General features: G+C 68.4%; 29 protein-coding genes. 10 read left to right on the top strand and 19 right to left on the bottom strand.

Annotated features, from left to right (window positions below):
* Positions 1 to 33 precede the first annotated feature (33 nt).
* Positions 34 to 993 carry a YafY family protein gene (locus DL990_RS11800; protein WP_125783858.1) on the top strand — a complete coding sequence of 320 codons (960 nt, stop codon included), beginning with the start codon at positions 34 to 36 and terminating at the stop codon, positions 991 to 993.
* Here DL990_RS11800 and DL990_RS11805 read toward each other — a convergent pair.
* Together DL990_RS11805 and DL990_RS11810 are read right to left on the bottom strand one after the other, a co-directional pair.
* Complete coding sequence (locus DL990_RS11805) at positions 952 to 2,337, bottom strand: MFS transporter (RefSeq protein WP_125798676.1); 1,386 nt, start codon at positions 2,335 to 2,337, stop codon at positions 952 to 954. The two genes, DL990_RS11800 and DL990_RS11805, sit on opposite strands and share 42 nt — an antisense overlap.
* 159 nt (positions 2,338 to 2,496) lie before the next feature.
* A complete protein-coding gene (locus DL990_RS11810; protein ID WP_125783862.1) occupies positions 2,497 to 3,111 on the bottom strand; it encodes a TetR/AcrR family transcriptional regulator in 615 nt (204 codons plus the stop codon).
* Positions 3,112 to 3,233: 122 nt separating this feature from the next.
* On the opposite strand from DL990_RS11810, the gene DL990_RS11815 reads away from it, so the two are divergent.
* The 3 genes from DL990_RS11815 to DL990_RS11825 all read left to right on the top strand — a co-directional run bounded on the left by DL990_RS11815 (position 3,234) and on the right by DL990_RS11825 (position 5,259).
* A complete protein-coding gene (locus tag DL990_RS11815) occupies positions 3,234 to 3,986 on the top strand; it encodes an SDR family oxidoreductase (protein ID WP_125793880.1) in 753 nt (250 codons plus the stop codon).
* Positions 3,983 to 4,768, top strand: a complete 786-nt coding sequence (locus DL990_RS11820) for an SDR family oxidoreductase (RefSeq protein WP_125783866.1) — start codon at positions 3,983 to 3,985, stop codon at positions 4,766 to 4,768. The genes DL990_RS11815 and DL990_RS11820 overlap by 4 nt, the downstream gene beginning before the upstream one ends.
* Positions 4,769 to 4,938: 170 nt before the next feature.
* The gene (locus DL990_RS11825; protein WP_125798677.1) at positions 4,939 to 5,259 is read left to right on the top strand and encodes a hypothetical protein; all 321 of its coding nucleotides are present in this window, start codon (positions 4,939 to 4,941) and stop codon (positions 5,257 to 5,259) included.
* A 288-nt stretch (positions 5,260 to 5,547) separates the two neighbouring features.
* Here the strand turns inward: DL990_RS11825 and DL990_RS11830 are convergent, their stop codons facing one another.
* Positions 5,548 to 5,919, bottom strand: a complete 372-nt coding sequence (locus tag DL990_RS11830) for a MerR family transcriptional regulator (protein ID WP_125783870.1) — start codon at positions 5,917 to 5,919, stop codon at positions 5,548 to 5,550.
* 164 nt (positions 5,920 to 6,083) lie between these two features.
* Between DL990_RS11830 and DL990_RS11835 the strand changes: the two genes are divergently transcribed.
* Positions 6,084 to 7,217 carry an MFS transporter gene (locus DL990_RS11835; protein WP_199746313.1) on the top strand — a complete coding sequence of 378 codons (1,134 nt, stop codon included), beginning with the start codon at positions 6,084 to 6,086 and terminating at the stop codon, positions 7,215 to 7,217.
* Between the two features lie 190 nt (positions 7,218 to 7,407).
* Here DL990_RS11835 and DL990_RS11840 read toward each other — a convergent pair whose 3' ends face one another.
* Positions 7,408 to 8,229, bottom strand: a complete 822-nt coding sequence (locus DL990_RS11840) for an enoyl-CoA hydratase-related protein (protein WP_233620443.1) — start codon at positions 8,227 to 8,229, stop codon at positions 7,408 to 7,410.
* Between the two features lie 75 nt (positions 8,230 to 8,304).
* On the opposite strand from DL990_RS11840, the gene DL990_RS11845 reads away from it, so the two are divergent.
* The 3 genes from DL990_RS11845 to DL990_RS11855 all read left to right on the top strand — a co-directional run bounded on the left by DL990_RS11845 (position 8,305) and on the right by DL990_RS11855 (position 12,091).
* A complete protein-coding gene (locus DL990_RS11845) occupies positions 8,305 to 9,960 on the top strand; it encodes an AMP-binding protein (protein ID WP_125798678.1) in 1,656 nt (551 codons plus the stop codon).
* A gap of 5 nt (positions 9,961 to 9,965) precedes the next feature.
* Positions 9,966 to 10,949 carry a phosphotriesterase gene (locus tag DL990_RS11850; RefSeq protein ID WP_125798679.1) on the top strand — a complete coding sequence of 328 codons (984 nt, stop codon included), beginning with the start codon at positions 9,966 to 9,968 and terminating at the stop codon, positions 10,947 to 10,949.
* A 524-nt stretch (positions 10,950 to 11,473) separates the two neighbouring features.
* Positions 11,474 to 12,091 (top strand): TetR/AcrR family transcriptional regulator, encoded by a 618-nt coding sequence (locus tag DL990_RS11855; protein ID WP_125783876.1) that lies wholly within the window; start codon positions 11,474 to 11,476, stop codon positions 12,089 to 12,091.
* Positions 12,092 to 12,094: 3 nt separating this feature from the next.
* Here the strand turns inward: DL990_RS11855 and DL990_RS11860 are convergent, their stop codons facing one another.
* The 11 genes from DL990_RS11860 to DL990_RS11910 form a co-directional block, all read right to left on the bottom strand.
* A complete protein-coding gene (locus DL990_RS11860; protein ID WP_125798680.1) occupies positions 12,095 to 12,487 on the bottom strand; it encodes a hypothetical protein in 393 nt (130 codons plus the stop codon).
* An 84-nt stretch (positions 12,488 to 12,571) separates the two neighbouring features.
* On the bottom strand, positions 12,572 to 13,687 hold the full coding sequence (locus DL990_RS11865; RefSeq protein WP_125798681.1) for an acyl-CoA dehydrogenase family protein: 1,116 nt from the start codon (positions 13,685 to 13,687) through the stop codon (positions 12,572 to 12,574).
* On the bottom strand, positions 13,684 to 14,865 hold the full coding sequence (locus DL990_RS11870; protein WP_125783882.1) for an acyl-CoA dehydrogenase family protein: 1,182 nt from the start codon (positions 14,863 to 14,865) through the stop codon (positions 13,684 to 13,686). Before DL990_RS11870 ends, DL990_RS11865 begins: the two co-directional genes overlap by 4 nt.
* Positions 14,862 to 16,085, bottom strand: a complete 1,224-nt coding sequence (locus DL990_RS11875; protein WP_125798682.1) for an acyl-CoA dehydrogenase family protein — start codon at positions 16,083 to 16,085, stop codon at positions 14,862 to 14,864. The genes DL990_RS11870 and DL990_RS11875 overlap by 4 nt, the downstream gene beginning before the upstream one ends.
* 2 nt (positions 16,086 to 16,087) lie before the next feature.
* Positions 16,088 to 17,113, bottom strand: a complete 1,026-nt coding sequence (locus DL990_RS11880; protein ID WP_125798683.1) for a phosphotransferase family protein — start codon at positions 17,111 to 17,113, stop codon at positions 16,088 to 16,090.
* Positions 17,114 to 17,204: 91 nt separating this feature from the next.
* Positions 17,205 to 17,657: a MaoC family dehydratase gene (locus DL990_RS11885; RefSeq protein WP_125783888.1), complete on the bottom strand. Its 453-nt coding sequence runs from the start codon at positions 17,655 to 17,657 to the stop codon at positions 17,205 to 17,207.
* Positions 17,658 to 17,660: 3 nt separating this feature from the next.
* Positions 17,661 to 18,422 carry a 3-oxoacyl-ACP reductase FabG gene (gene fabG, locus DL990_RS11890; protein ID WP_020637045.1) on the bottom strand — a complete coding sequence of 254 codons (762 nt, stop codon included), beginning with the start codon at positions 18,420 to 18,422 and terminating at the stop codon, positions 17,661 to 17,663.
* Positions 18,423 to 18,777: 355 nt separating this feature from the next.
* On the bottom strand, positions 18,778 to 19,860 hold the full coding sequence (locus DL990_RS11895) for a thiamine-monophosphate kinase (RefSeq protein ID WP_125783889.1): 1,083 nt from the start codon (positions 19,858 to 19,860) through the stop codon (positions 18,778 to 18,780).
* Positions 19,844 to 20,440 (bottom strand): dCTP deaminase, encoded by a 597-nt coding sequence (gene dcd, locus DL990_RS11900; RefSeq protein WP_125783891.1) that lies wholly within the window; start codon positions 20,438 to 20,440, stop codon positions 19,844 to 19,846. The genes DL990_RS11895 and dcd overlap by 17 nt, the downstream gene beginning before the upstream one ends.
* Positions 20,431 to 21,180: a hypothetical protein gene (locus DL990_RS11905; RefSeq protein ID WP_125798684.1), complete on the bottom strand. Its 750-nt coding sequence runs from the start codon at positions 21,178 to 21,180 to the stop codon at positions 20,431 to 20,433. The genes dcd and DL990_RS11905 overlap by 10 nt, the downstream gene beginning before the upstream one ends.
* Complete coding sequence (locus DL990_RS11910) at positions 21,177 to 22,460, bottom strand: helix-turn-helix transcriptional regulator (RefSeq protein WP_125783895.1); 1,284 nt, start codon at positions 22,458 to 22,460, stop codon at positions 21,177 to 21,179. The genes DL990_RS11905 and DL990_RS11910 overlap by 4 nt, the downstream gene beginning before the upstream one ends.
* Positions 22,461 to 22,823: 363 nt before the next feature.
* On the opposite strand from DL990_RS11910, the gene DL990_RS11915 reads away from it, so the two are divergent.
* Positions 22,824 to 23,156, top strand: coding sequence for a zinc finger-like domain-containing protein (locus DL990_RS11915; protein WP_125783897.1), 333 nt, complete (start codon positions 22,824 to 22,826; stop codon positions 23,154 to 23,156).
* Entirely contained in the window at positions 23,153 to 23,806 is a 654-nt protein-coding gene (locus DL990_RS11920; RefSeq protein ID WP_125783899.1) for a hypothetical protein, read from the top strand. Before DL990_RS11915 ends, DL990_RS11920 begins: the two co-directional genes overlap by 4 nt.
* On the opposite strand, the gene DL990_RS11925 is transcribed toward DL990_RS11920, so the two are convergent.
* The 4 genes from DL990_RS11925 to DL990_RS11940 form a co-directional block, all read right to left on the bottom strand.
* Positions 23,700 to 24,482 (bottom strand): trans-aconitate 2-methyltransferase, encoded by a 783-nt coding sequence (locus DL990_RS11925; RefSeq protein WP_125798685.1) that lies wholly within the window; start codon positions 24,480 to 24,482, stop codon positions 23,700 to 23,702. The two genes, DL990_RS11920 and DL990_RS11925, sit on opposite strands and share 107 nt — an antisense overlap.
* On the bottom strand, positions 24,479 to 25,747 hold the full coding sequence (locus tag DL990_RS11930) for an RNA polymerase sigma factor (protein ID WP_125798686.1): 1,269 nt from the start codon (positions 25,745 to 25,747) through the stop codon (positions 24,479 to 24,481). The genes DL990_RS11925 and DL990_RS11930 overlap by 4 nt, the downstream gene beginning before the upstream one ends.
* A 2-nt stretch (positions 25,748 to 25,749) precedes the next feature.
* A complete protein-coding gene (locus DL990_RS11935; RefSeq protein ID WP_125783906.1) occupies positions 25,750 to 26,088 on the bottom strand; it encodes a YciI family protein in 339 nt (112 codons plus the stop codon).
* Between the two features lie 97 nt (positions 26,089 to 26,185).
* Positions 26,186 to 26,875: a DUF998 domain-containing protein gene (locus DL990_RS11940; protein WP_125783908.1), complete on the bottom strand. Its 690-nt coding sequence runs from the start codon at positions 26,873 to 26,875 to the stop codon at positions 26,186 to 26,188.
* Positions 26,876 to 26,939 lie beyond the last annotated feature (64 nt).

Raw genomic sequence — 26,939 nt, forward strand, 5'->3', positions numbered from 1 at the left:
CTGCCACACTCCTCCCATGAAGCGAGCGAACCGATGACCACGGGCACGTCGGCACGGCTGCTGAGGCTGCTCTCCCTGCTGCAGGCCCGGCGCGACTGGCCGGGCGCCGACCTGGCCGACCGCCTGCAGGTGGACGTCCGCACGGTCCGGCGCGACGTCGAGCGGCTGCGGGAACTGGGCTACCCGGTGCACGCCACCCCCGGTGTCGCGGGCGGCTACCGGCTCGGCGCGGGGGCCGCGCTGCCGCCGCTGCTGCTGGACGACGACGAGGCCGTCGCGGTCGCCGTCGGGCTCCGCACGGCCGCGAACGGGACGGTTTCGGGCATCGAGGAGACGTCGGTGCGCGCGCTCGCGAAACTGGAGCAGGTGCTGCCCGCCCGGCTCCGGCACCGGGTGACCGCGCTGAACACCGCGATGATCCCGCTCGGCGGCGTCGTCCCGGTCATCGACGCGGCGGCGCTGACGGTGATCGCGTCCGCGTGCCGCGACCATCAGCAGCTCCGATTCGGTTACCGCAGCCACAACGGCGACGTCAGCGAGCGCCGCATCGAGCCCCTGCGCCTGGTGCACACCGGGCGCCGGTGGTACCTGGTCGCGTTCGACCTCGACCGTGACGACTGGCGGACCTTCCGCGTCGACCGCATCGACGGCGTCCCGGACACCAGTTTCCGGTTCACGCCGAGGGAACCGCCCGCCGAGGACCTCGCGGCCTACGTCTCCCGTGGGATCTCGTCGTCGCCGTATCCGCATCAGATGGTGCTGAGGGTGAACGCCCCGGCGGACGCGCTCGCCGAATACGTGGCACCGACCGTCGGCGCGATCGAGGCCATCGACGAGCACACCTGCCGGGTCCGCGTCGGCTCCAACGACCTTTCCGTGATGCCGTACTACCTCGCCCATTGGGACGTCGACTTCGTCGTGGAAGAGGCGCCCGACGAGGTCAAGGAGCAGCTAAGGCTGGTCGCCGACCGTTTCGCGCGCGCGGTCGTGTGAGTCCGAAGTGGACTGTTCGGCTCGCTTGGCGCGTTTGGCCAGCAGGCCGATCGAGCCGAGCGAGATCAGCGCCAGCACGATGATGTAGAGCGAAACCGACATCGACGTCCCGGTGGATTCGAGCAGCAGCACCATGATGAACGGCGCGAGCCCGCCACCGACGACCGCGCTGATCTGGTAGCCGAGCGAGGCGCCGGTGTAGCGCATCTCCGCGGTGAACAGTTCGGCGAACAACGCCGCCTGCGGGCCGTACATGATGCCGAGGAACAGCGACCCGACGAACGAGGCGACCACGAACAGCGGCAGCGAGGCCGTGTCGATCAGCAGGAACATCGGGATCGCCCAGAGCGCGACCCCCGCCGCGCCGAAGGTGTAGATCTTGAGCCTGCCGATCCGGTCGGACAGTTTCGCCGAAAGCGGGATGATCGCCAGCTGCAGCGTGCTGATCAGCAGCGTCGCGACGAGCACGGTGGTCCGCGACATCCCCAGATGACGGGTGGCGTAGTCGAGGACGCCGTTGAGCAGGATGTAGAAGGTGGCGGTGTTGACCATGAACGAACCGCCTGCCAGCAGCACCGTGCCCTTGTGGTCGCGCAGGACGTCCCGCAGCGGCGACTTGGCGCGGCCGCGTTCCTCGGCGGCGAGTTTCGCTTCCGCACGGCGGTATTCCGGCGTTTCGTCGATCTTGACGTGCATGTACCAGGCCAGCCCGAGCACGAGGATGCCGACCAGGAACGGGATCCGCCACGCCCAGGTGAGGAAGGCGTGCGGCGGGGCGACCTGCGCGGCGATCAGGAACACCGTGTTCGCCAGCACCACCCCGATCGGGACGCCGAGCTGGACGAGACTGCCGTAGAGGCCGCGTTTGCCGGGCGGCGCGTACTCGGTGGCGAGCAGCATCGCGCCACCCCACTGGGCGCCGACGGCGACCCCCTGCACGAGCCGCAGCAGCACCAGGAGGATCGGCGCGGCGATGCCGATCGTGTCGTAGGTCGGCAGCAGGCCGATCAGCGTGGTCGCCGCGCCCATCAACGCGATCGCCAGTACCAGTACGGGTTTCCGGCCGCGTTTGTCGCCGAGGCTGCCCGCGATGATCCCGCCGAGCGGCCGGGCGAGGAAGCCGACCGCGAACGTCGCGAACGAGGCGAGGACGCCGGCCGCCGGGTTGGTGGTGGGGAAGAAGGTCTTCCCGAAGACCAGGGCGGCGGCGATCCCGAAGACGAAATAGTCGTACCACTCGACTGACGAAGCGAGGGCCGCGGCGGTGGCGGCCCTCCGGCGCTGGGACACGGTGATCGTCGGTTCGGGGGCGGTTTCAGGGGCGTTCTGTGCGCTGTCGGCCATCTGGGTTGCCCTTCGCTCGGCGCTGCTGCGGCGATGCAGTCCGGGCAAGTTAACAACCGCTTAGTATGTGGTCAACGTCTCAACGGGTAATTCTAGATACCGACCAGTTGGTATGTCACTCTGGTGGCGGTATCGCCGACGAAGGTCGATCAGTACTGGTCAGGAGAGTTTCGTGCCGAGCATGCGCAGCACCAGCTCGCTGTACTCCTGGCCCAGCTTCTTGGGGGTCTGGCGGGCACGTTCGCTGTACCAGCGTGAGACGTCGACGCCGAGCGAGAGCACGGCCCTGGCGGCGGTGTGCGGGTCGCCGACGGTGAACACGCCCGTCCGCGCGCCTTCGGTGATGACCTCGCGCACGACCTGCTCGATGCGGCGGCGCAGTTTCGCGACGATCTCGAACTCCTCGTCCGGCAGCGCGTGCAGTTCGTACTGCACCACGCGGGCAACGGTGTGCCTGCGTGCGTGCCAGGCCACGAAGTCCTCGACCAGCAGCCGGATCCGCTCGACCGGGTCGGTCTCCCGCGCCACGACGCTCTCGACCAGCGAGAGTGTCTGCTCGTGGCCGTACTTCGAGATCGCGAACAGCAGCGCGGCCTTGGACGGGAAGTGCACGTACAGCGCCGCGGGGCTCATCCCGGCCGCCGAGGCGATATCCCTGGTGGTCGTCGCGTGATAGCCACGCCGCGCGAAGGATTCGACCCCGGCCAGCATCAGCCGCCGTGCCGTCTCCGGCTGGACGTCGGGCCACAGTTCGGCCGACAGCGACATGGTCATCCGCAGATCCTCCCAGACGCTCGTTCCGGATGGCGGGCTTGACACCGTCTCCGGACCTTCCCATTGTAAGTGAGCGCTCGCTTAGTGATTGCGTCGCCAGTGAACACAGAGGAGATCGAAGAGTGAACTCGTTCAAGGATCGCGTCGCGATCGTCACCGGCGCCAGCCGGGGTATCGGCCTCGGGATCGCCAAGGACCTGGTCGAGCGCGGCGCGAAGGTGTGCATCACCGCGCGCAAGCCGGAGCCGCTGGCCGAGGCGGTGGCCGAACTGGGCGGTGAGGCGGTCGCCATCGCCGTTCCCGGCAAGGCCGACGACACCGCGCACCAGGACGAGGCCGTCGCCAAGACCATCGAAACCTTCGGACGGCTGGACATGCTGGTGAACAACACCGGCATCAACCCCGTGTTCGGCCCCACGCTGGACATCGACCCCGAGGCCGCTGCGAAGATCTTCGCGGTCAACGTGCTCGCGCCGCTTTCGTGGACCCGCCGGGCGCGGGACGCCTGGATGGGGGAGCACGGCGGCGCGGTGGTGAACGTCGCGTCCGTCGCCGGGCTCGGCGCGTCGCCCGGGATCGGCATGTACGGCGTCAGCAAGGCCGCGCTGATCCGGCTCACCAAGGAACTCGGCTTCGAACTCGGTCCGAAGATCCGCGTGAACGCCGTCGCGCCCGCCGTGGTCAAGACCAAGTTCGCGACAGCGCTGTACGAAGGCCGCGAAGAGGAGGTCGCGGAGTCGTACCCGATGAAGCGTCTCGGCGTGCCGGCGGACATCGCTAGCGCCGTGTCGTTCCTGCTTTCGGAGGAGGCGGGCTGGATCACCGGGCAGACGGTGGTCCTCGACGGCGGCGTCACACTGGCGGGTGGCCTGTGACCGCCTCCTTCACCGGATCCGGTGTCGTCGTCACCGGTGGGGGCGGCGGCATCGGAGCGGTCCTCGCCCGCCGGTTCGCGGCCGAGGGGGCCAGAGTCGTCGTCGGCGACCTGAACGGCGACGCCGCGGCTGAAGTCGCGAAGGAGATCGGCGGAACCGCCGTCGCCGGTGACGCCGCGAGCGAAGCGGGTGTCGCGTCGCTGATCGAGACCGCGCGCGAAACCCTGGGCGAGATCGATGTCTTCTGCGCCAACGCCGGGATCGCGCCGATGGGTGGCGTGGACGCGCCCGAGGAGGACTGGGCGCGGATCTGGGATGTCAACGTCATGGCCCACGTGCGTGCGGCGCGGCTACTGCTGCCGCCGTGGCTCGAGCGCGGCCGCGGGCACTTCATCGCGACGGTGTCGGCCGCGGGATTGCTGACCAGCCTCGGTTCGGCGTCCTACTCCGTGACCAAACACGGCGCGCTCGCCTTCGCCGAATGGCTGTCCGCGACCTACCGGCACCGCGGGCTCACCGTGCAGGCCATCTGCCCGCAGGGCGTGCGGACGGCGATGCTGGAGAACACCGGCCCCGCGGGCGAACTGCTGATGGGCGCCTCGGCGATCCAGCCCGAGCAGGTCGCGGACGCGTTGTTCGAGGCCATCACCGCCGACCGGTTCCTGGTGCTGCCGCACCCCGAGGTCGCGGACTACTACGCCGCGCGGGCCACGCAGACCGACCGCTGGCTCGGCGGGATGAACAAGCTGCAGCGCAAGGTGGAGCAGGTCACCGGCGAATGACCGGCGGCGCCCTTTGCTCGCTTGGAGTACATGAAGGCCCCCTTCCTTGCGCCTAGGTACAGGAAGGGGGCCTTCATGTACTGGGGAAGGTCTCGACGCGCGGGGCGGTTGATCTTCGCCGGGTGATCGGCCACTGTGGGTGGGGGTCTTGCTCGCGGTAAGGAAACTCAATGAGTAAACGCTTCGCGGTCCGTGGGTTCGTGCTCGCCGCAGCCGTGGCGGGGTCGTTGCTCACCGCGGGAACGGCGATGGCGAGAACCGCGGAACCCTGCGCGGCCGGGGCGTCGGGTGATGTCGCGGCGGCTTCCTGCACGCCGTATCGCAAGGTGAGTGAGGGCTGGAGCAGCAAAACCGCCTGCAACCGCGCCGGCAACGAGGGCGCGCAGGCGGGTCGCTGGACCGGCTGGAACTGCAATCAGGCACTGCGCGGCTGGGAACTGTGGGTGCGCACCTGCACCGCGCTGGCCGCCGAGAAGGACGCGGTGATGTAGGGTCTCAAATCTGACTTCATTTTCTCATCGGTGATTTCATCTCGGTTTCATTTATGAAGTCTGTTTGAGACTAGGCTGTCTGGATGGTGTCGCCGACACGCCGACGTTGCCTCGCGTCAGTGCCTCTGACTGATGGGACTGTGCCTCGCCTACAGCTACTCGGTCTATGGGAACGGTGATGGCGGGTACGACAGATCCGGAAGCATTTCGGGTTTCGGGAGTGTTCGGTCGCGAATGCGGAGAAGCTGACCGAGTGGCTGGCAATAGGCTCAGCAGACCCGACATCGGTTAGGAGGCTCGGATATTGCGGCGTACGGCGTCGAGGTAGTCGGTGATGGCTTGGTGGTTCTCGGTGAGGCATTCGATTTTTTCGGCCATGCGATCGCGTTCGCGTTCGAGCGTTGCGACCATGTCTGGCGTGACGTAGGGCATGTGGATCGTGCGGGGGGTGTTCAGGCAGGGCAGGATCTGCTTGATGATCCGTGTGGGCAGCCCTACATCGAGCAGGCCTCGTACCTGGAGAACCCGGTCAACGACGTACTCCTCATAGTCCCGGTATCCGTTGGGCAGTCGATTTGACTCGATCAGTTCCTGCTCCTCGTAGTAGCGCAGCAACCTCATCGGAGTCCGCGTGCGCGTCGACAGCTCACCGATCCGCATATCCCTCTCCTCGCCCTCTGTGGCTGGCGTTCTATGACTCGGCACACACCGAATTGACCTTCACACTAATGTCACCCATCGATGATAAGGCTATGACACGACCAGATACTCTGCCACCTCGCTCGATAACGAACGCCCGGCTCCCGCTGGCGGGTCTTCTGGCCTTGGCCACCACCGGGTTCATCACGCTCCTGACCGAGACGATGCCCGCCGGGGTGCTTCCCGAGATGAGCCGAGACCTGGGTGTGAGCGAGACTGCTGCCGGGCAGAGCGTCACCGTCTTCGCGATCGGGGCGATCCTCGCCGCGATCCCGCTCACCAAGGCGACGATCGGCTGGCCGCGCCGACACCTGCTGCTGGTGGCGATCGCAGGATTCGCGATCGCCAACACCGTCACCGCGCTCTCCGAGAGCTTCGCACTTACGCTGGCCGCCCGGTTCCTCGGCGGCATCGTCGGCGGGTTGCTCTGGGCGCTGTTGGCCGGGTACGCGGTACGGATGGTTTCCCCACATCAGCGTGGCAAGGCAATGGCGATCGCGATGTCGGGCGCAATCGTTGCCCTGTCCGTCGGAGTTCCTGCTGCGGCGCTTCTGGCCAAGCTCGTCGAGTGGCGATACGCGTTCGGGATCATGACCGTCCTCACGCTCGCGTTGATCGTGTGGGTCATCGCGGCGGTGCCGAACTTCCCCGGACAGCCCAAGGGCTCACGGCTCCCGCTCGCCCGCACCTTCCGCATTCCCGGCGTAGCGCCCGTGCTCCTCGTGACCCTCACGTTCGTGCTCGCCCACAGCATCCTCTACACCTACATCGCCCCGTTCCTCACGCCGCTCGGCATGGCAGGTCAAGTCGACGCCGTGCTGCTCACCTTCGGCCTGGTGTCGCTGGTGAGCATCTGGATCGCCGGAGCGCTCGTCCATCGGCACCTGCGCCTCCTCATGATCCTCGCGTGTGTGCTCTTCGCGACATGCACGCTGCTGCTCGGCATCTTCTCCGGCGTGCCTACGCTCGTCTACGCCAGCGCAGCGCTCTGGGGGCTCGCGTTCGGCGGCACCTCCACCCTGCTGCAGACCGCAGTCGCCGAAGCAGCAGGCGACGCCGGCGATGTCGCCCAAGCACTCCTCACCACCGGATGGAACGTCGGAATCGCCGGTAGTGGCATCATCGGAGGCCTCGTCCTCAGCGGATTGGATGCATCCTGGCTGAGTTGGGTCGCGCTCGCACTGCTCGTCCCTGCACTCGCCACTGTGCTCACGGCACGCAAACACGGGTTCACCAAGGGAGAACTCGGCAGCCGCTAAACCACCGCTGCCCGCGACCCAAGAAATGCCACGACTTTGAGACTGTCCTTCAGGACCCTGCGGTGAGACAACGAGCAAAACCGCAGGTCACTAAAGATCAACATGTCATCGATCCTGAGACCCTACAGGTGACCACGCGCGAAACCGTCTGATTCGGTTCGGGCCGCCCCGGCCGTGAGGCTGGGGCGGCCTAAACCCCTCTGTACGGCGGAAAGTCGGGGGCGCGGCGTTCGTTCCAGCTGGCAAGGCCCTCGGGAAGTTCCGGATGGCCGAAGGATTCCAGCATCAGGGCGGTGGCCTCGCGGGCGGAGTCTTCCAACGAGAGATCGGCTTCCCGCAGGACCTGCCGCTTCATGAGTGCCATGGAGCGCGGCGCGCTGTGGGTCGCGAGTTCGGTCGCGTATGCCTTCGCCCGCGCCGCGAGTTCTTCCGCGGGCACGATCTCCTGCACCAGGCCGTATTCGTGCGCCTGTTCGGCGGTGAAGGTCCGGCCGGAGAGCAGCAGGTCGAGTGCCCGGCCGCGGCCGACGAGTTCGGGCAGCAGTTTCGCCACCCCGTATTCGGCGATGAGGCCGCGCCGGGCGAAGGCGGTGGTGAACTTCGCGCCCGCGGCGGCGAACCGGACGTCGGTGGCGCAGGCGATCACGAAGCCCAGCCCCGCGCAACCGCCGTTGATGGCCGCGACCACCGGGACGTCGGCATACGCCGCGGCCAGGACGTTGCGGAAGCCTTCGTGCTCCGGCGCGGTCGCGCCGCCTGCCGAGATGCCCTCCAGCAGCCCCAAATCCGCGCCGGGACAGAAGGAGCGCCCGGCGCCGGTGACGACGACGGCGCGGATTCCGCGATCGGCCGACGCCTTGCCCAGCAGGTCGCCGTAGCGGACCTGCATCGCCTGATCCATCGCGTTGCCGCGCTCCGGTTTGTCGAAGGTGATCGTGGCGACGGCGTCGTCCACGGCGTACCGGACGGAATCCGAACTGTCCACTTCGGACGGTGAGAGCTGATCGGTCACGTCGACCTCCTTGCGTCATCGCCATACTAAGCGGATGCTTAGAGGCTCGTCGAGACTTGTCAGGGAGGAACCTGCGTGAGCTCATACGAAGCGAAGCCGTGGCTGGCCGCCTACGAGCCCCGGATGAGGGACGTGGAACCGACGGAACCGACCACGGTTCCCGCGTCCTTCCGGCGGACGGTCGAGCGCTTCCCGGACGTCACCGCGATCGCCTACTTCGACGGCAGGATGAGCTACCGCGAGGTCGACGAGCTTTCCGACGGCATCGCGCGTCACCTGATCGCGTCCGGTTTCGCCCCGGGCGACCGGCTCGCCCTGATCCTGCAGAACGTCCCACAGTTCGTGGTGGCGCTGCTCGGTGCCTGGAAGGCGGGCGGAATCGTCGTCCCCGTCAACCCGATGTACCGGGAACGGGAGCTCCGGCACGTCTTCGAAGACGCCGGAGTGCGCGCGGTCGTCTGTTCGCAGAGCGGGTGGAACAGCCGTATAGGTCCGCTCGTTCCCGGCAGCGGCGTGACCATCGCGCTGACCACCAGCGAACTCGACCTGCAAGGCCGCGACGATCCGCGGGTGTTCGGCAAGAGCGTGCGGGAGCCGACTCCCGGCGCCGCCGACCTGCTGAAGGTGGCGCGGGCCGCGGCGGGGGATCCGCCCCCGGACGCCGGCCTCGGCCCGGACGACGTCGCACTGATCAGCTACACGTCGGGCACCAGTGGGACACCGAAGGGGGCGATGAACACCCACGGCAACCTCGGCGCGAACGCGGCCGTGCTCAGCGCGTTCAGCGGCCTCGACGAAGGTGCCACCCTGTTCGGCCTGGCGCCGCTGTTCCACATCACCGGCATGGTCTGCGAGATCGCCTCCGCGATCGACATCGGCGGCACACTCGCGCTCGCGTACCGGTTCGAGCCCGGTGTCGTACTGGACGCCTTCCTGGAGCACCGGCCGGTGTACACGGTCGGCCCGTCCACCGCGTACATGGCGCTGATGGCACAGCCCGACGTCCGCCCGGAGCACTTCGAATCGTTCCGTTTGCTGTACTCCGGCGGAGCCGCGCTGCCGCCCGCCGTGGTCGGCATGTTCCGTGAGCGGTTCGGCCACTACATCCACAACGGCTACGGGCTCACCGAGACGACCGCGGGCTGCATCGTCGTCCCGAGCAGCCTCGAAGCGCCCATCGACGAAGCGTCCGGCACGATCTCCATCGGCCTGCCCGTGCCGGGGACCATCGTGCGCATCCTCGGCGAAGACGGCGAAGAACTGCCGTTCGGGACGGCGGGTGAGATCGCCGTCGAAGGTCCGATGGTGGTCCCCGGCTACTGGAACCGGTCCGAAGCGACCGAAGCCGCACTGCCCGGCGGCAGGCTCCTGACCGGCGATATCGGCTTCATGGAGCCGAGCGGCTGGGTGTACGTCGTCGACCGCAAGAAGGACATGATCAACGCCTCCGGCTTCAAGGTCTGGCCGCGTGAGGTCGAGGACGTCCTGTACACGCATCCGGCCGTGCGCGAAGCGGCCGTCGTCGGCATCCCGGACGAATACCGCGGCGAGACCGTGAAGGCCTACGTCAGCGCGGCCCCGGGAAGCACGCCCGACCCGCAGGACCTCGTCGCGTACTGCAAGGAACGCCTCGCCGCGTACAAGTATCCGCGCGTGGTCGAAGTGCTCGACGAACTGCCGAAGACGGCGAGCGGCAAGATCCTCCGCCGCGAACTCCGGGCCAAGGGATGAGCGGCATGGCACAGGTCGAAACGGCCCGCGGTCCCGTCGACGCCGGCGAACTGGGCAAGGTGCTCATGCACGAGCACCTGTTCGTCCTCAGTCCCGAATTCATGGCCAACCACCCCGGGCACGACGGTTTCCGCGAAGACGAACACGTCGCAGACGCCATCCGGCGGCTGGACGAACTGAAGGCCGCCGGGATCGACACCATCGTCGACCCGACCGTCATCGGGCTCGGCCGCTACATTCCGCGTGTGCGCAGGGTCGCGGCCGAAACCGAACTCCGGATCATCGTCGCGACCGGGCTGTACACCTACAACGACGTCCCGCACTACCTCCACCATCGCGGACCCGGTCTGCTCTTCGACGACGGCGTGGATCCGCTGGTCGGCCTCTTCACCGGTGACATCGTCGACGGGATCGCCGACACCGGGGTGAAGGCGGCGCTGCTCAAATGCGCGACCGACGAACCGGGGGTCACCCCCGGCGTCGAACGTGTGCTGCGCGCGGTCGCGAAGGCGCACCGGGAGACCGGCGCGCCGATCATGACCCACACTCACGCGCCGACCCGGCGCGGCCTCGAACAGCAGGCCGTCTTCGAGACCGAAGGTGTCGACTTGAGCCGGGTCCTCATCGGGCACAGCGGAGACAGCACCGACCTCGATTACCTCACCGGGCTCGCCGACAAGGGATCGCTGCTGGGAATGGACCGCTTCGGGCTCGACCCGTTGCTGCCGTTCGAAGACCGTGTCGCCACGGTCGCGGCGATGTGCGAACGCGGTTACGCCGGGAGCATGGTGCTCTCCCACGATGCCTCCTGCTTCATCGATTGGTTCGAGCAGGACAAGATCGCCGCGATGGCGCCCAACTGGCATTTCCTCCACATCACCCGTGACGTGCTGCCCGCCTTGCGGGAGCGGGGAGTCTCCGAAAGGGACATAACGACGATGCTGGTCGACAATCCGCGGCGGTTCTTCGAGCACGGCGGCGCGTACTGAGGCCTTCGTCGTGGTGTCCGGGTCGGTCGTGAGTGGCGATCCGGGTTCTATTGAGGGGTAAGGCAAAGGTGGCGTCGGTGGGGGGTGTGTGGAAATAGCGACGTTGAGTGCCCCTATTTCCACACACCCCTCCTGAACCGGTCGTGACAGGGACGGTCCGGCACCGCGCCCGAACACGACACCTTTGACTCACCTGTCAATAGCCCGAAGTGCCACTCGCGGCCATCCTGACCCAGCACTTTCCGGCGCCCTCGCCCGCTGAAGTACATGAAGGACACCTTCCTTGCGCCAGGCGCAAGGAAGGGGTCCTTCATGTACTGGGGAAGGGGTGAAGGTCGAGTTTCGTCGGCTGATCGGAGGGCTGGAGGCTTCACACGCCGTTGTCGAGGCCGGTGGTGCTGCCGGGGCTCAAGTGGTGCGCCTGCCCGGCCGCCGGGAAAGGTTCGAGGGACTCGGGGTCCCCGTTCCCAGTGCCTCGACAAACCGACCGGTATGCTTGGTGTCCGCACGAGAAGGAGCCGGCCATGACACGAGCGACCACCCGGAAGGCCGAGGCGGGCGGCGAAGACCAGGCCGCCGTGCCGCGCCGACTGCTGTCGCACGCCACGAAGCTCTTCGCCAAGAAGGGGTTCGACCGGACCTCCGTGCAGGAGATCGTCGAGGCGGCCGGGGTCACCAAGGGCGCGATGTACCACTACTTCGGCTCCAAGGACGACCTCCTTTACGAGATCTACGCCCGGGTGCTGCGCGCGCAGACCGAGCAACTGGAAAAGGTGGCCTCGAGTGAGGCGCCGCTGCGGGAGCGGTTGCGTTCCGCGGGCTCCGACGTCGTCGTCAGCACGATCGACAACCTCGACGACAACACGATCTTCATGCAGTCCATGCACCAGCTCAGCGTGGAGAAGCAGAAGGCGGTCCGCGCGGAACGCCGCAAGTACCACGAACGGTTCCGCACGCTGGTCGAGGAGGGCCAGGAGTCCGGCGAATTCCGCGCGGACAAACCGGCCGACGTGATCGTCGACTTCTTCTTCGGCTCGGTGCACCACCTCGGTTCGTGGTACCGGCGTGGCGGCGCGCTCTCGGCCCGCCAGATCGGTGACCATTTCGCCGATCTCCTGCTGGCCGCGCTGCGACCGGAGTAGCGCTCAGCCCGGCGGCGCGGGCACGAGCCGTTCGGCGAACCATTCGCAGCGGCGTTCGAGCACCGTTCCCACCTCCCATCCGGAGGTGAAGGCGAGTAACCCCGTCGCCACGTCGTCGGCGGCTTCGGGTGGCCAGCCCTGTGCGGCCAGGCTCGACCGTATCGCTTCGGCGTAGTCGGAATAGGTGAAGCCGGGCAGCTCCGCGACGAGTGCCGTCGTCGTCCCGAGATGCGAGTTCAGCCCGTCGAAGGACCGTCCGCAGCCGCATTCGGAATCCGCCGAGTCTTCGCCGTCGTCGCAGCACGGGGCGATCCAGACCAGCTCGCCCTCGACGCAGTGGTCGAAGTCGTTCTCTCGCGCGCCCTGGGTCTTCGAGGTGGCCACGAGCAGTTTCATGATGACTCCCTGTTCGCTCTGATGTTCGAACAGGGTTTTACCGGCGGGGTCCGACACTTTCCGGGCGGACCCCGCCGGGGGAGATCAGGCGGGCAGGTCGATCAGCGGCGCGAGGGCCGCGCGATGCCGCCCAGGAGTGCCCAAAGCGATCTCGTCGCTCTTCGCGCGCTTCAGGTACAGGTGCGCGGGGTGCTCCCAGGTCATGCCGATCCCGCCGTGCAGCTGGATCGCCTCTTCGGTGGCGTGCACGGCGATGGGGGAGTTGCGGGCCTGCGCCACCGCGACGGCGATCGCGATGTCCTCACCGGAAGCCAGGCAGTCGGCGGCGTACCGCGCGGTCGCCCTGGCGTTGACCAGATCCGTGTACAGATTCGCCAGCCGGTGCTTCAGCGACTGGAACGAACCGACCTGACGGCCGAACTGGTAACGCTCCTTGAGATAGCGCACCGTTTCGGTCAACGCCCATTCGGCGATCCCGAGTTGTTCCGAGGCGAGCAGCCCCGCCGCCGTCACGAGTGCGGTGTCCAAAGCGGACACCGCGGCCGAAGAGGCGGCGACGCGCTTCGCGGTCACGTTCTCGAAGGTGACGTCGGCGATGCGCCGGGTGAGGTCCAGGGAAATGGCCTCGGTGACCGTCACTCCCGCCGACGCCACGTCGACCGTGTACAGGCCGGGACCGTCGGGCCCCACAGCCGGGACGACGATCAGCTCGGCCACCGAAGCGTCGGCGACGCTCCGGACCTGACCGCTGAGCGTGCCGTCGGCGGCCGCGGTGACCGTCGAGGGGAACTCGGCGCCGGGCGCCGTCGACAGCGGAACGGCCAGCGCGCCGATGAGCGTGCCCGCGGCCAGTTTCCCGAGCCGTTCCGCCACTTCCGCCTGCGACGTGTCGGTCGCCAGCAGGGCCGACGTCGCCAGGACGGCACTGCCGAGATAGGGGACGGGGGCGACGCTGCGCCCGAGTTCCTCCATCACGACGGCGACTTCCCGCGCCGAAGCGCCGTGCCCGCCCAGTGCCTCCGGGACGGCGAGGCCCGCCGCGCCGAGGTCGGCGGCGAGCGTGCGCCACAACTTCAGGTCGTACGGTTCCGCCGACTCGGTCCTGGCGATCAGGGCCGCCGGTTCCGCGCGGTCGGAGAACAAATCCCGGACGCTGGCGCGAAGGTCCTCTTCGACCTCGGAATACAACAGGTCGCTCATCGGGGCAGGTCCTTCCAGGCGACGTCCTTGTCGATCCGCGGCTCGGACGGCAGTCCCAGCACGCGTTCGGCGATGATGTTGCGCAGGACCTCCGAGGTGCCGCCCTCGATCGAGTTCCCCTTCGCGCGCAGATAGCGGTAACCGGCTTCGCGGCCGAGGAAGTTCACGCCGTCGGGACGCCGCATCGTCCAGTCGTCGTAGCGCAGGCCTTCGTCGCCGAGCAGTTCGATCTCCAGCCCGGACGCGGCCTGGTTCAGCTCGGAGAACGCGACCTTGACCGCAGAACCCTCCGGGCCGGGCGCTCCGACGGCGAGTTGCTGCCGCAGCCGCGAACTCACCAGGCGCAGACTCTCGCCCTCCACCCACAGCTTCAGCAGCCTGTCGTGCAGTTCGGAGGTGCGCAGTTCCGGGCGTTCCCGCCAGATTTCCGTGACGACGCCGACCATGCCGCCGTCACGCGGGAACTCGGTCCCGCCGATCGCGACCCGTTCGTTCATCAGCGTGGTCTGCGCGACCTTCCAGCCCTCGCCCACCGCGCCGAGGCGGTGCGCGTCGGGGATGCGGACCTCGCTGAGGAAGACCTCGTTGAACTCGGCCTCGCCGGTGATCTGGCGCAGCGGCCGGACCTCCACGCCCGGCGCGGTCATGTCGCAGACGAAGTACGTCATGCCGCGGTGCTTCGGTACGTCGGGATCGGTACGGGTGACCAGGATGGCCCACTGCGACTTGTGCGCGCCCGACGTCCACACCTTCTGCCCGGTGACCACCCAGTCGTCGCCGTCGCGCACCGCGCGGGTGCCCAGCGCGGCGAGGTCGGATCCGGCGCCCGGCTCGCTGAACAGCTGGCACCACACCTCGCGTTCGGTCCACAGTGGACGCAGGAAGCGCTGATGCTGTTCCGGGGTGCCGAAGGCGAGAATGGTCGGCGCGGCCATGCCGAGACCGATCCCGATCCGCCGTTTGTCGTTGTCCGGGGCACCCGCCGCGGCGAGTTCCTTGTCCACAAGGGACTGTAGGGAACGGGGCGCGTTCAGGCCGCCGAGGCCTTCGGGGAAATGGATCCACGCCAGTCCGGCGTCGAACCGCGCGTCGAGGAAGTCCTGACGCGGCGTGCTTTCCGGCGGATACGCGGCCAGCAGGTCGGCCACGCGCTGCTTGAGATCCTGTGGTGTAGTCACTTCTTGGCCTCCGTGCGGTACTTCTTCAGTTCACGGTGCGCCAGCGAGCGCTTGTGCACCTCGTCCGGGCCGTCGGCGAGCCGCAGCGTCCGCACCTGCGCCCACATCTCGGCGACCGGGAAGTCCTGGCTGACCCCGCCCGCGCCGAACAACTGCACGGCCTTGTCGAGGATCCACTCGACGGTGATCGGCGTGGAGATCTTGATCGCCTGGATCTCGGTGTGCGCGCCCTGGTTGCCGACCGTGTCCATCAGCCACGCGGTCTTGAGCACCAGCAGCCGCTGCTGCTCGATCTTGACCCGCGCCTCGGCGATCCAGTCCTGCACCACGCCCTGTTCGGCGATCGGCTTGCCGAAGGCCTCGCGCGAAAGCGCCCGGCGGCACATCAGTTCCAGCGCGCGTTCGGCCATGCCGATGGCGCGCATGCAGTGGTGGATCCGCCCCGGGCCGAGGCGGGCCTGCGCGACGGCGAACCCGTCACCCTCGCCGGCGATGAGGTTCTCCGCGGGAACGCGGACGTCCTCGAAGACCACTTCGGCGTGCCCGCCGTGATCGCCGTCGGTGTAGCCGAAGACGTGCATACCGCGTTTCACGGTCATGCCGGGGGTGTCGCGGGGGACCAGGATCATGCTCTGCTGCTTGTGTGCGGGTGCGTCCGGATCGGTCTTGCCCATCACGATGAAGATCCTGCAGTTCGGGTTCATCGCGCCGGAGATGTACCACTTGCGGCCGTTGATGACGTACTCGTCGCCGTCGCGCCGGATGCCGGTGGCGATGTTGCGCGCGTCGGAGGACGCGACGTCTGGCTCGGTCATCGCGAACGCGGACCGGATCTCGCCGTCCAGCAACGGCTGGAGCCACTGCTTCTTCTGCTGCTCGGTGCCGAACATGGTGAGGACTTCCATGTTCCCGGTGTCCGGCGCCGCGCAGTTCAGCGCGGTCGGCGCGAGCCGGATGCTGCGGCCGGTGATCTCGGCCAGCGGCGCGTACTGGAGGTTGGTCAGCCCCGCGCCGTGGTCACCGGGGAGGAAGAAGTTCCACAATCCGCGCTTGCGCGCCTCTGCCTTGAGTTCTTCGACGATCGGCGGCTGCGACCATTCGTTGTCGCGCTCGGCCAGCTGAGTCTCGAAGACGGCCTCGGCCGGGTAGATGTGCGAATCCATGAACTCGAGGAGCTTTCCCCGCAGTTCCTCGGTTTTCGCGTCGAAGGCGAAGTCCATCTCTATCCCTCTTCCTTGAGAGTCTCATTGCCGTGCGCGATCAACGGGACGACGCCCGCGCCGATGCCGTCGAATCCGGCACCGACGGTCTGGCCCTTGCTGTAACGGAGGTGGATGCCTTCCAGGATCACGGCGAGTTTGAAGAACGCGAAGCCCACGTACCAGTTGAGCCGCGAGACGTCGCGGCCCGAACGTTCGGCGTAGCGCGCGATGACCTCGTCGTTGCTCGGGTAGCCCGGCGCGGAACTGGCGTTCGACACGAACTGCAAGGACACCTTGTCGCGTTCGGCGTAGGCCACCAGTAGCGCGAGGTCGGTCAGTGGGTCACCGAGGGTGGACATCTCCCAGTCCAGCACCGCGGTGATCCGGTCGTCGTCGTTCACCAGCACGTTGTCCAGCCGGTAATCCCCGTGGACGATCGACGGCTTGCCGGAAACCGGCACCGAATCCGCCAGCCGATCGTGCAGTTCGTCGACGCCGGGGAGATCGCGGCTGCGGTTGCCGTCGAGCTGTTTCTTCCAGCGTCGCAACTGGCGTTCGAGGAAACCTTCCGGGCGGCCGAAATCGCCGAGCCCCACCGCCTCCGGATCGACGGCGTGCAACTCGACGAGGGTGTCGACCAGTTCGTCCGCGATCGCCTTCGTCCTGGCGGGGCCCAGCGCGGCCAGTTCGGTGTCGGAGCGGAAAGGCGTGCCCTCCACGAACTCCATCACGTAGAACCGCGCGCCGATGACGTCGGTGTCCTCGCACAGCAGCACGGTTTCCGGGACCGGGACGGCCGTGCCGTGCAGGCCCGAGATCACCCGGAACTCGCGGCCCATGTCGTGCGCGGTCGGCAGGACGTGCCCCAGCGGCGGGCGGCGGACCACCCAGCGGGACCGGCCGTCGCCCACGATGTAGGTGAGGTTGGACCGGCCCCCCGCCACGACCTGGCCGCTCAGGTCGCCACGGACGAGCCCGGGCCGGTGCTCGTCCAGGTGCGCCTTGAGCATGGCCAGGTCGAGGCCCGGCAGGTCGGACTGGTTCATGGTGCCTCCAGCATCTCGCTTTCCGGTGACAGTACCGACCAGTCGGTATGTCTGGTAGGGGTGGTCCGGCGAGGTGCCGGAGGTCACCTTCTCAGGCGATCAGCCGGACGACCATCTCCGCGACGCACGCCGGTTTGGGCTCGCCGTCGATCTCGATCGTCCACCGGACGACGGCCTGCTTGCCACCGGAGACGTCGGTGACCTCGACCAGTTCGGCGCCCGCCCGGATCTTCGCGCCCACCTTGACCGGCTGGGGGAACCGGACCTTGTTCAGTCCGTAGTTGATGCCCATCTTGAGCCCGTTGACCCGGTAGAGCTTCCCGACGAAACCCGAAATGAGCGAAAGCGTCAGGAAACCGTGGGCGATCGGGCCGCCGAACGGTCCTTCGGCCGCCTTCTCGACGTCGACATGGATCCACTGGTGGTCGTCGGTGGCGTCGGCGAACAGGTTCACCCGGTCCTGGGTGAGTGTCAGCCAGTCGCTGTAACCGAAGTGCTCGCCGACGGCGTTTTCGAACTCCTGCAGTGAGGCGAATTCGCGCATGGCTCAGTCCTTCGGTCCGCCGGCGACGTAGATGACCTGGCCGGAGATGAATCCCGCGCCGTCGCTCACCAGGAACGACGCGAGGTTGGCGATGTCGTCGGGGGTGCCGACGCGCTGCACCGGGATCTGCGACGCGGCCGCCGCCTTGAAGTCCTCGAAGGACATGCCGATCCGCTCGGCGGTCGCCGCGGTCATGTCGGTGGCGATGAAACCGGGGGCGATGGCGTTCGCGGTGACGTTGAACTTGCCCAGTTCGATCGCGAGGGTCTTCGTGAAGCCCTGCATGCCCGCCTTGGCGGCGGAGTAGTTGACCTGGCCGCGGTTGCCCAGCGCCGAGGTGCTGGACAGGTTGACGATGCGGCCCCACTTCTCCTGCGTTTGGTACTTCTGCACCTCGCGGGTCATCAGGAACGAGCCCTTCAGATGCACGCCCAGCACCGAGTCCCAGTCCTGTTCGGTCATCTTGAAGAGCAGGTTGTCGCGGGTGATGCCGGCGTTGTTGATCAGCACGGTCGGGGCGCCGAGCTCCTCGGCCACCCGGGTCACCGCGGCTTCGACCTGTGCGGCGTCGTTGACGTCCAGCGCGACACCGACGGCCTTGCCGCCCTCGGCGACGATCGCTTCGGCCCCCTGCTTGACACCCGCCTCGTCGAGGTCCAGCAGGCCGACGGCGAACCCGTCGGAAGCGAGCCGCTTGGCCACGGCAGCGCCGATGCCGCGGCCTGCGCCGGTGACGATCGCTACACGGGAGGGGTGTTCGGTCACGGGTGACTCCTCGTCGTCGAGTGGAAGTGACGTCGAGTCTGCCGTACTGAGCGGTCGGTTTGTAGAGATGCACGGCCAGGAGTTTCGCTGTGATCGTAATCACGGCGGGTGACCTCGGGGCCCGAACGGATACTCCCGGCCGCCTGATCGCCCCGACGTCCAGTGCGTCGACCTGCACTTCCGCTCGCGGCGGACGATGGGCGAGACGCCGCTCCCGCTGATGACTCCGCGGCAGGCTTAGTTGTGGCGCCGTCGTTCGGTCCCCACAGCAGGGGGTCCGGAACGTGTGGGTCGGGTTGGTCGTGAGTGGCGATTCGGGTTAGAACCCGAATCGCCACTCACGACCAACTGGAGGTCAGCTCGCCCGCCTGCCGAGAACCTCGGTGATCAGCTTCGGCAGTTCGCCACCGTGCCACGAACTGGGCGAGAACCGCTCCTGCGCGATTCCGTCCCAACGTTCGCCGTCGTCCAGCGAAATGCCTTTCTCGCGGGGAACGAGGGTCCCGATCTCCTGCGCCGTGACGCCTTCCCCGGCAAGGGTCTTCTTGGCGAGCGCGACATCCTGTGGCCGCACGGCGACCACGAGCGTCCAGTCGCCCCAGGCCTGCGCGAGTTCGAACCGGCCGAGTCCCGACTGCTCGCAGACGTCGGCGGGCGCGTCGTCCAGCTGGACGTCCGTCGTGATGCGCGCGCCGAGACCGTTGGCGCCGCAAAGGGTCCGCACGGTCGGGAAGAGGCCGTCGGAGACGTCCATCGCGGCGCGTGCCAGTCCGGCCGTGGCGAGCGCCCTGCCGGCGGCCACCTGTGCCGTCGGGCGGCAGGCGCGTTCGCGGATGTCCGCGACGAGAGACTCGGGAAGACGTGCCTGCTTTTCGGCGAGCAACGCGTACGCCCACAGATAGCCGGGTGAACCGACCAGCAGGAGGCGGTCACCGGCTTCGGCGCCCGCGCGCCCGAGCCGTCCGCCGGGGACGCACCGGCCGATCGCCGTCGCGGTGAGCTGCCGGACCGGACCGTCCCGGAGATCGCCGCCGACGACCTTGGTCCCGTGTGCCTCGGTGCAGTCGTCGACGCCGTCGAGAAGCCGCCGGAACTCGCCCGCGGTGGTCGTCTTCGGCAGGGTGTAGTTGACGACCAGGCCGAGGGGGGTGGCGCCCGCCGCCGCCAGATCGGACAGGTTGATCGTCGCCAGCAGCCAGCCGGCGTGATACGGATCCGTTTCCCCGAGGATGGTGACCAGCGGAGTGGGGCAACTGTCGGTGGTGGCGACCAGTTCGCCGCGAAGCCCTTCCGGGGCGTCGAGAACGGCGCAGTCGTCACCGAATCCGCGGACACCGCCGTAGCGCGGCCGCAGGATGTGCTCGAGGATCGCGTGCTCGCCGAGGTCCCCGAGGCGGACGTCGTCGCCGACCGGCGAGATTTCAGTTACGCCCGACATGATCCGCCAATCGGGACGGGGCCACGTTGTGGTCGCTGGAATAGTTGTTCGGCATCGTGCCGTAGGGCTGCTCGCTGCCGGTGGAGGCGAACAACATCAGGTTGCAGATCCGTGTTCCGGGGTGCAGGAGCACCGGATGCCGCAGGTGATTCACGATCTCGAGAGTCAACACGGCCCCTGTCTCACTGCCGAAACCGGGGCTGACCTGACCGCACAGGACGACGCTGATGCCGAGCCGCGCGTAGTCGCTCGTGCCGTCGACGAGACCGGCGAGTTTCTCCGAAAGCCCGATCTTTTCCAGTGTCGGCGCGAGAACGACTTCGCCGGGCTCGACGGACAGCCTGCCTTCGGCGTCGAGTTCCTTCGGGCGGAGGTCCGGATACGTGCTCCGGTCGGCGATGTCGACGGTGCCGGTCGATTCCAGCGCGAACGCCTTACGTCCGAGCCGCAGGCTGATCGCGGCGGGGCGGACGAGACCGGGCTCGAACGGGGTGATCGTCAGTTCCCCGTTCCGGTGCGCGCGTTTGATGGCCCGGTCGGTCAGGATCCCGCGGCGCGGGGCGGGCCAGGTCAACGGCACGACGCCACCGCTTTCGCGACGGCGCCGACCAGGACCCGGAAATCGGCCTCGGTCAGTTCGCCGTTGGGCTGGTCGTCGGTCTGGCCGGGCTCGCAGTACACGACGGTGGTGCCGGTGCGATGCGGGCCCTGGATCACCACGGTGGCGGTCAATCCCGCCGCGATCGGGCGGACGGTGTGCACGATGGCGGTGTCGCACGAGTAGACGTCGCCACGCCGGACCCGCGGGGTCTTCTCCACTTCGAGCCGGGCTCCGCCGTCCGCGCGCAAGGCGGCCGGATTCGCCGGATCGGCGCCGTAGCGGTAGCGGTCGTACGCCATCCCGCCTTCGGTCGTTTCGCGGAATTCGACCATGTGCAGACCTTCGCCCGCGACGATCGTCGAGGCGAATTCCCACCGGTGGCTGTGTGGATTGGACTCGCCGCGGGACGGTTCCGCGGATTCCGGCCAGACGTGGAGCCGGATCCGGAAATCGGCGGAGGCGTGGAGCACCATTTTGGCGAATCCGTTGGGATGCCAGTAGGAACGCTTCGCCGCGGTGCGGACGGTTTCTTCGTCACCGAGGATTTCTTCGAGCCACGAAAGGAAGCTTTCGGGAGCGTCCTGGACCCGGTGCGCGACCGTGCGCAGCCAGGCCAGGTCCGCGTCGCCGTGGCGGGGTCGCGTGCCGGTGACCTCATCGAGGAACGCGTGCGCGTCTGCCCGGACGGCGGTGAGGGTCGATGGCGGGGTGTCGATCATGTAGTCGTTCCTGGAGGGCTGAGCGGGGGCGCCGCGGCGGCGAATGCGGCCGCGCGGAGCGCGGTGACTGCGTCCAAGGTCTGCCAGATGGGTAGGTCGCCGCTTCCCCAAGCCCAGAGCCCTTGATCGGCGTCGTAGCGCTCCCAAAGGGTTCCGAGCGCCCGGTTGAGCCGGGGGAGTGGCAGGAAGGGGGCGGTGGCGAGCGCTTGGACGACCCAGGCTGCGGTGAAGTGCCGGATGATGATCCGGGTGGTTCCTTCCCCGTCGGGGCGAGGCCTTTCGAGATCCTCGGCCACGCCATCGTCCGAATGAGAGCGGTCGATGAGCCATTGTGTGGCTTCGTCGGCGGCCTCACGGACGTCGTTGCGATCTTCACGGCTGCACAGGACGTCCCGTAGAGCGACGACCGACCGCGCGGTGTGCACCACCGACGCCTCCGGGGCGACGAGCCCGGCCTCGTTCTTCTCGGGCCACAGGCGTGCGCCGTCGAAGTCGAGCCGGGCCGCCAGGAGGGCGTCGATCAGCCGGTCGGTCAGCGGGGCGTCCGGCCGCAGCCGGACCGCCGTGTGCAGCACGGCGGACAACAGGTACGGGCGGGTCCGGCTGTACGGGTCGAGCGACCCCTCGAGCTGGTCCAGCCCTTCGTCGGCGGACATCGTGCTCGTGCGGAACAGCGCGTCCACCACCGACGCGGTGGTCTCCGGCCGCTTGCCGCCCGCGCGGCCACGCCAGCCTTGCTCCGATTGCAGCCGGTAGAGATCTTCGGCGAGCGTATGTAGGTCGATGTAGGGATCGCCTACCACCAGCATCGTGTTGATCCCGTACGCGGTGCTGAGGGCCTTCGGCCCGGTGTTCTTCTGCAGGTTGTGCCGCCAGCCGAGCGGCTTGCCGTCGTCGTCGCGGATCAGGTGCTCGGCGAGCTTCGCGCCGACGGTGTGGAAGACCTGCAGCAGGGAACGCGAGGTGTCGACGACGCCGGCGTCGCCGAGGACGGGTGGGGTGTGTTCGTGGGGTGAACGGGCCGTCTCCACCAGCGTGAACAGTGTGTTCGCGGCGCGGAAGTGGTCGTCGAGCTGGCGGGCGTTGTGCGCCGACGGCAGGTATTTGCCGGTCTCCCACTGGGTCAGGTTCGCCCTGGTGACGCCGATGATCCTGGCGGTCTCCGCCTGCGTTTCCCCCGCGGCTTTGCGCAGCCGCCGCAGCTCGCGTCCGACACCCGACGCGGTAACGGTTTCCGCATCAGGGCTTACCGGCTCGCCTCCGGCCGATGTAGGCTTCATGTAGGCACTAGACACGGACTTACCTACCTTCGGTAGGCATGTAGGGGCGGTGACTGAACGTGCACACAACGGCGAGAGTACAGCAAGCTGATCGGACCGTGCTGGCGCGTCGGTCAACGTCTTGTCACAAGATGCGGAAACCGTGAAGGGGCCTGTTCTGCCTGGTCTTGGGGTACGTGATCGCACCTGACGGCCAGGGCCGGTACCACCCGGGCGCGACCGGAGAGCGGATGCTGACAGCCATCTGAATGTGACGCTGCGCATCCGAACCCGTTCGTGTCGCCTGTGGGCCACACGAATGCCGGAGTAGGCGTCGTGTGGGCCGACCCGAGTTCGCGCTTGGCTGCATCGGGGGTGAACCTCATGTCCCACCACGAGAACCACACGGCAGCGCCCCGATCCTGGTTCGACCGACTTCTCGAACGTTTCCACGAATGGCTCTTCGCGACCGACGAAGACACTCGCGCGGCCGCTCGCGGCTGGCAGGTGTCCCGGGTGCCGGACAGCAGGCGCCGCGTCTACCGCGACCCCCGCTGGGACACCGTCCACGCGTGCGAACCCTGCGGGGGCACGGGGTGGTGGCCCTACGAGGACGCCGTTTGCCCGGACTGCGCCGGTGCCGGTGTCGTCCGCTCCATTCCCGCGGCGGCCGTGGCCGCCGAGCAAACCGCCGGACGGACAGGAGGAAGGTCATGAGCCGTTGGCAGGAACCCCAGGCGATCGCCGAGCTGGCCAGGGAGATCACGGTGGTCAGGAGGCCGAACCCGCTCACCGCGCTCTATCACTGGCGTTACGAGATCGGCGTGCTCCTCGTCCTCCCGTACGCGTTGTTCGCCCTTTTCCAGGCGGTCGGCCCGATCTGGGGCGCGGTCGTGCTGTTCGGCGTCGCGAACTGGCTGTTCTACTGGCGCTCGGCGCGGCGATTCCTCCGTGACCGGCTCCGCTCGGTCGTCGTGCAGCACCGGCTGCGGACCGGCTTCGCCCGTGCCCGGGTGTGCACCCTCGACGGCAAGCTGCCGGTGATCCTGTGGACGAAACCGCGCGGTGACGAAGTCGAGGTCACGGTGTTCTGCCCGGCAGGAGTCGGCTACGAGCGCATCGAGCAGCGACGGGCTTTGCTCGCGGCGGCGTGCTTCGCCTCCGACGTCCACGTGTACCGCCATCACAAACGCGCCAATGTGGTGCACCTTTCGGTCTGCACCGCACGCTTGCGCAAGGACACCGAAGACGCGGACGAGGTCAGGCCTGGCCTGCCGCCCGCGCGACGATATGCCGGGCAGTCGGACGGTGCGGCCATTCCCCTGCCGGGGACCTTCGCAGGAATTCCTCGCGCAGTTCGGCGATGAACTCTTCACCGCGCACGCTCGCCAGCGGCCGCATCGGCCCGGAGCGGGTGTGCGCGGTGAAGAACGCGTCCGCGTCGGGATGGACCATCGGGAACGCCAACGGCTCATCCAGGTCGAGCACGGCGCCCTTCAAAGCGGGCAGGAGCCGTTCTTCCCAGGAGCGGTCGCCTGCCGGGACGCGTTCCCGGAGGACGTCCGACAGTACGGTGAACGGCCCTCCCGGTTCGGTGCTGTGCGGCCAGTAGACGACCGAAAGCACTCCGCCGGGGCGAAGCGCGCCGGTCCAGGATCGGAGCGCGGCGTCGGGTTCGGGCAGTTGCTGGAGTCCGAAGACCGAGACGACCGCGGCGGCGGAGGCCGGTTCGAGTTCCGAGGCATCGCCCTCGGCAACGCGTACGAGTGAGTTGCCCGCGGCCCGCGTCCGCGCTCGGGCGGCCATGCCCGGGGACAGATCGATGCCGACGATCTCGCGGCCGGGCAGATGTCCGGTGAGCACGTCGAGTTCCGGGAATGTCCCGCAGCAGGGGACGAGAACGGGGCCGCCGGGCAGTTCCGCGGGAAGGGCCCGCACCGCGGCGGCGACCCACGGCGCGAACCGGGGGACGTAGTAGGCCTCGTATCCGTCGGCGGCCTCGTCCCAGCCGCGGGCGACACGGGCGAGGTGTTCGGCGGTCATCGTGCTGTCTCCGTCGGGTATTCGAGCGCGGCCAGGCTTCGCCGCAGGTGCTCGCGTTCGGGTTCTGTCGGGGCGAGCCCGATCGCTTCGCGGTAGGCCGTGGCCGCCGCGTCGTTGCGGCCCAGCCGCTGCAGCAGGTCGGCCCGGGCGATGGCGAAGGGAGGGTAGCCGCGGAGCAGCGGTTCGCCGGTCAGTTCGTCGAGCAGCGCGAGTCCCGCGGCCGGGCCGTCGCGAAGGGCGACGGCCACGGCGCGGTTGAGCGCGACGACAGGGGACGGTGCCAAGGTCATCAGGACGTCGTAGAGCGCCACGATCTGCGGCCAGTCGGTGGTTTCGACATCGGCCGCCTCGTCGTGCAGGGCCGCGATCGCGGCCTGCACCCCGTACGGTCCTGGCGGGCCACCGGTCAGTGAGGCGACCACCAGGTCACCGCCCTCTTCGATCAGGTCCCGGTTCCACCGGTTCCGGTCCTGGTCCGCCAGGAGGACCGGTTCGCCGTCCGGCCCGGTCCGGGCGTCCCGCCGGGCGTGGACGAGCAGCATCAGCGCGAGCAGCCCCGCCACCTCCTGATCGGCGGGCATCAGCCCGCGCAGGATGCGGCCGAGCCGGATCGCCTCCTCGGCGAGGTCGGCCCGTTGGAGACTCGCTCCCGAACTGGCCGCGTACCCCTCGGTGAAGATCGAGTACACCGCCTGCAGCACACCCGGCAGCCGCTCCGGTAGTTCGTCCGCGCCGGGAACGCGGAACGGGATGCGGGCCTCGTGGATCTTCTTCTTCGCCCGCACGATCCTTTTCGCCATCGTCGGCACCGGGACGAGGAAGGCCCGCGCCACCTCCGGCGTGGTCAGCCCGGCGAGAAAGCGCAGGGTCAGCGCACCCCGGTCCTCGACGGGCAGGGCGGGATGGGCGCAGGTGAAGAACAGTCTCAGCCGCTCGTCCGGCAGGCTGTCGCCGTCGTCCGCCGCGGGAGCGGGACCGGCCCGCTCCGCCTCCACCTGCAGGACCGCGAGTTTGGCGGCGTAGGCCTGATCCCGGCGCAGCCGGTCGACCGCCTTGCGTCGCGCGGTGGTCATCAGCCACGCACCCGGCCGTGGCGGGACACCGTCCACCGGCCAGCGCTCCAGCGCCGCTTCGATCGCCTCGGAAGTGACCTCTTCGGCCAGGTCCAGATCGCCGAAGCGGCGCACGAGCGCGGCCAGTAGCCTTCCCCGTTCTTCGCGGAACACCGCCTCCACCGACGCCATCCCGGGCCCCCGCTCGTCCATGGTCAGACGCTGAAGTCGGCGACCGGGCGGATCACGACGGATCCGTCCCGCGCGCCGGGGCACCGGGTCGCCCAGTCAAGCGCGGTGTCGAGGTCCGGCACGTCGATGACGTAGAAGCCGCCGAGTACCTCGCGGGTCTCGGCGTACGGCCCGTCGGTCACCGTCCGCTTCCCGTCGCGATCGACCTGCACCGTCGTCGCGGTGACGAGGTCGGCGAGCGACTCCCCGGCGGACCAGATCCCGGCGTCCTTGACCTGCTTGTCGTAGGCCATCCAGTCCTCGACGGTGCACTGGGGCTCGACGTCGCCGGCCGCGGCCTGGATCAGCAGCATGTACTTCACGGTGGTACTCCCGTTCTGTTTTCCGCGCGGCCTGCTTGCCGCACGACACCACTACGAGCGGGAGACCGTCAAATGGACATGACGGCGGGAGGAATTTTCAGGACGCCGTCTCCAGCGCTTCGGCCTGCTCCGTCACCGGTGCGGTGACCACGCGGGCGGGGATGAGCAGCGACGCCAGCGCGATCAGCCCGGTCAGTGCCATCGCGCGTTCGACCAGCCCCAGCGGGATCGCCCGCCACCACGGCTCGCCGCCGTTCATCGAGACCACGATCGCCCCGAGGATCACCCCGAACCAGGCCAGCGCGGCCACCGCGAGCACCCGCGTCACCGCACGCCGCGCGGGCGAAGAGGCGAAGACGGCTTTCGCGGCGAACCACACGGCCAGCGGAAGGGCGACGAAGGCCACCACGCTCGCGATCCGGTGCACCGTCCCGCCGGTGCTCGGCCCGATCGCCCAGTTGTTCTTGGGGAACGCCACGATCACGACCAGGCTCACCGTCCAGAGCGCGCAGAACACCGAGGCCGCGGACAGGGCGGGAAGGTGCTTGCGGCGGATCAGCGCGCCGAAGCCGATCGCCGAGCCGAGCGCGACCAGCAGCACCGCGATGTCGAAGATCCACTTGTGCTCGCTCAGCGCGTATTCGCTGATGGTGCGGCGGATCGGGCTGATGTCGCTGGTGGCGGGGAGGACCTGCAGCAGCAGGATCAGCAGCGCTCCGCCGGCGACCGAGACCACGGCGGCCAGCAGTGCCAGCGGTGACCGGGCGGTGACCTGGGGCGTCGTCATGGTTGAACGGTAACCACCCAACCTGAAGGTTTTCTTAGGCTTTCCTGTCGGAATCGACAGGAGT

Origin of the sequence: Amycolatopsis sp. WAC 01416, from assembly GCF_003947485.1 — a bacterium.
Lineage (GTDB): Bacteria > Actinomycetota > Actinomycetes > Mycobacteriales > Pseudonocardiaceae > Amycolatopsis.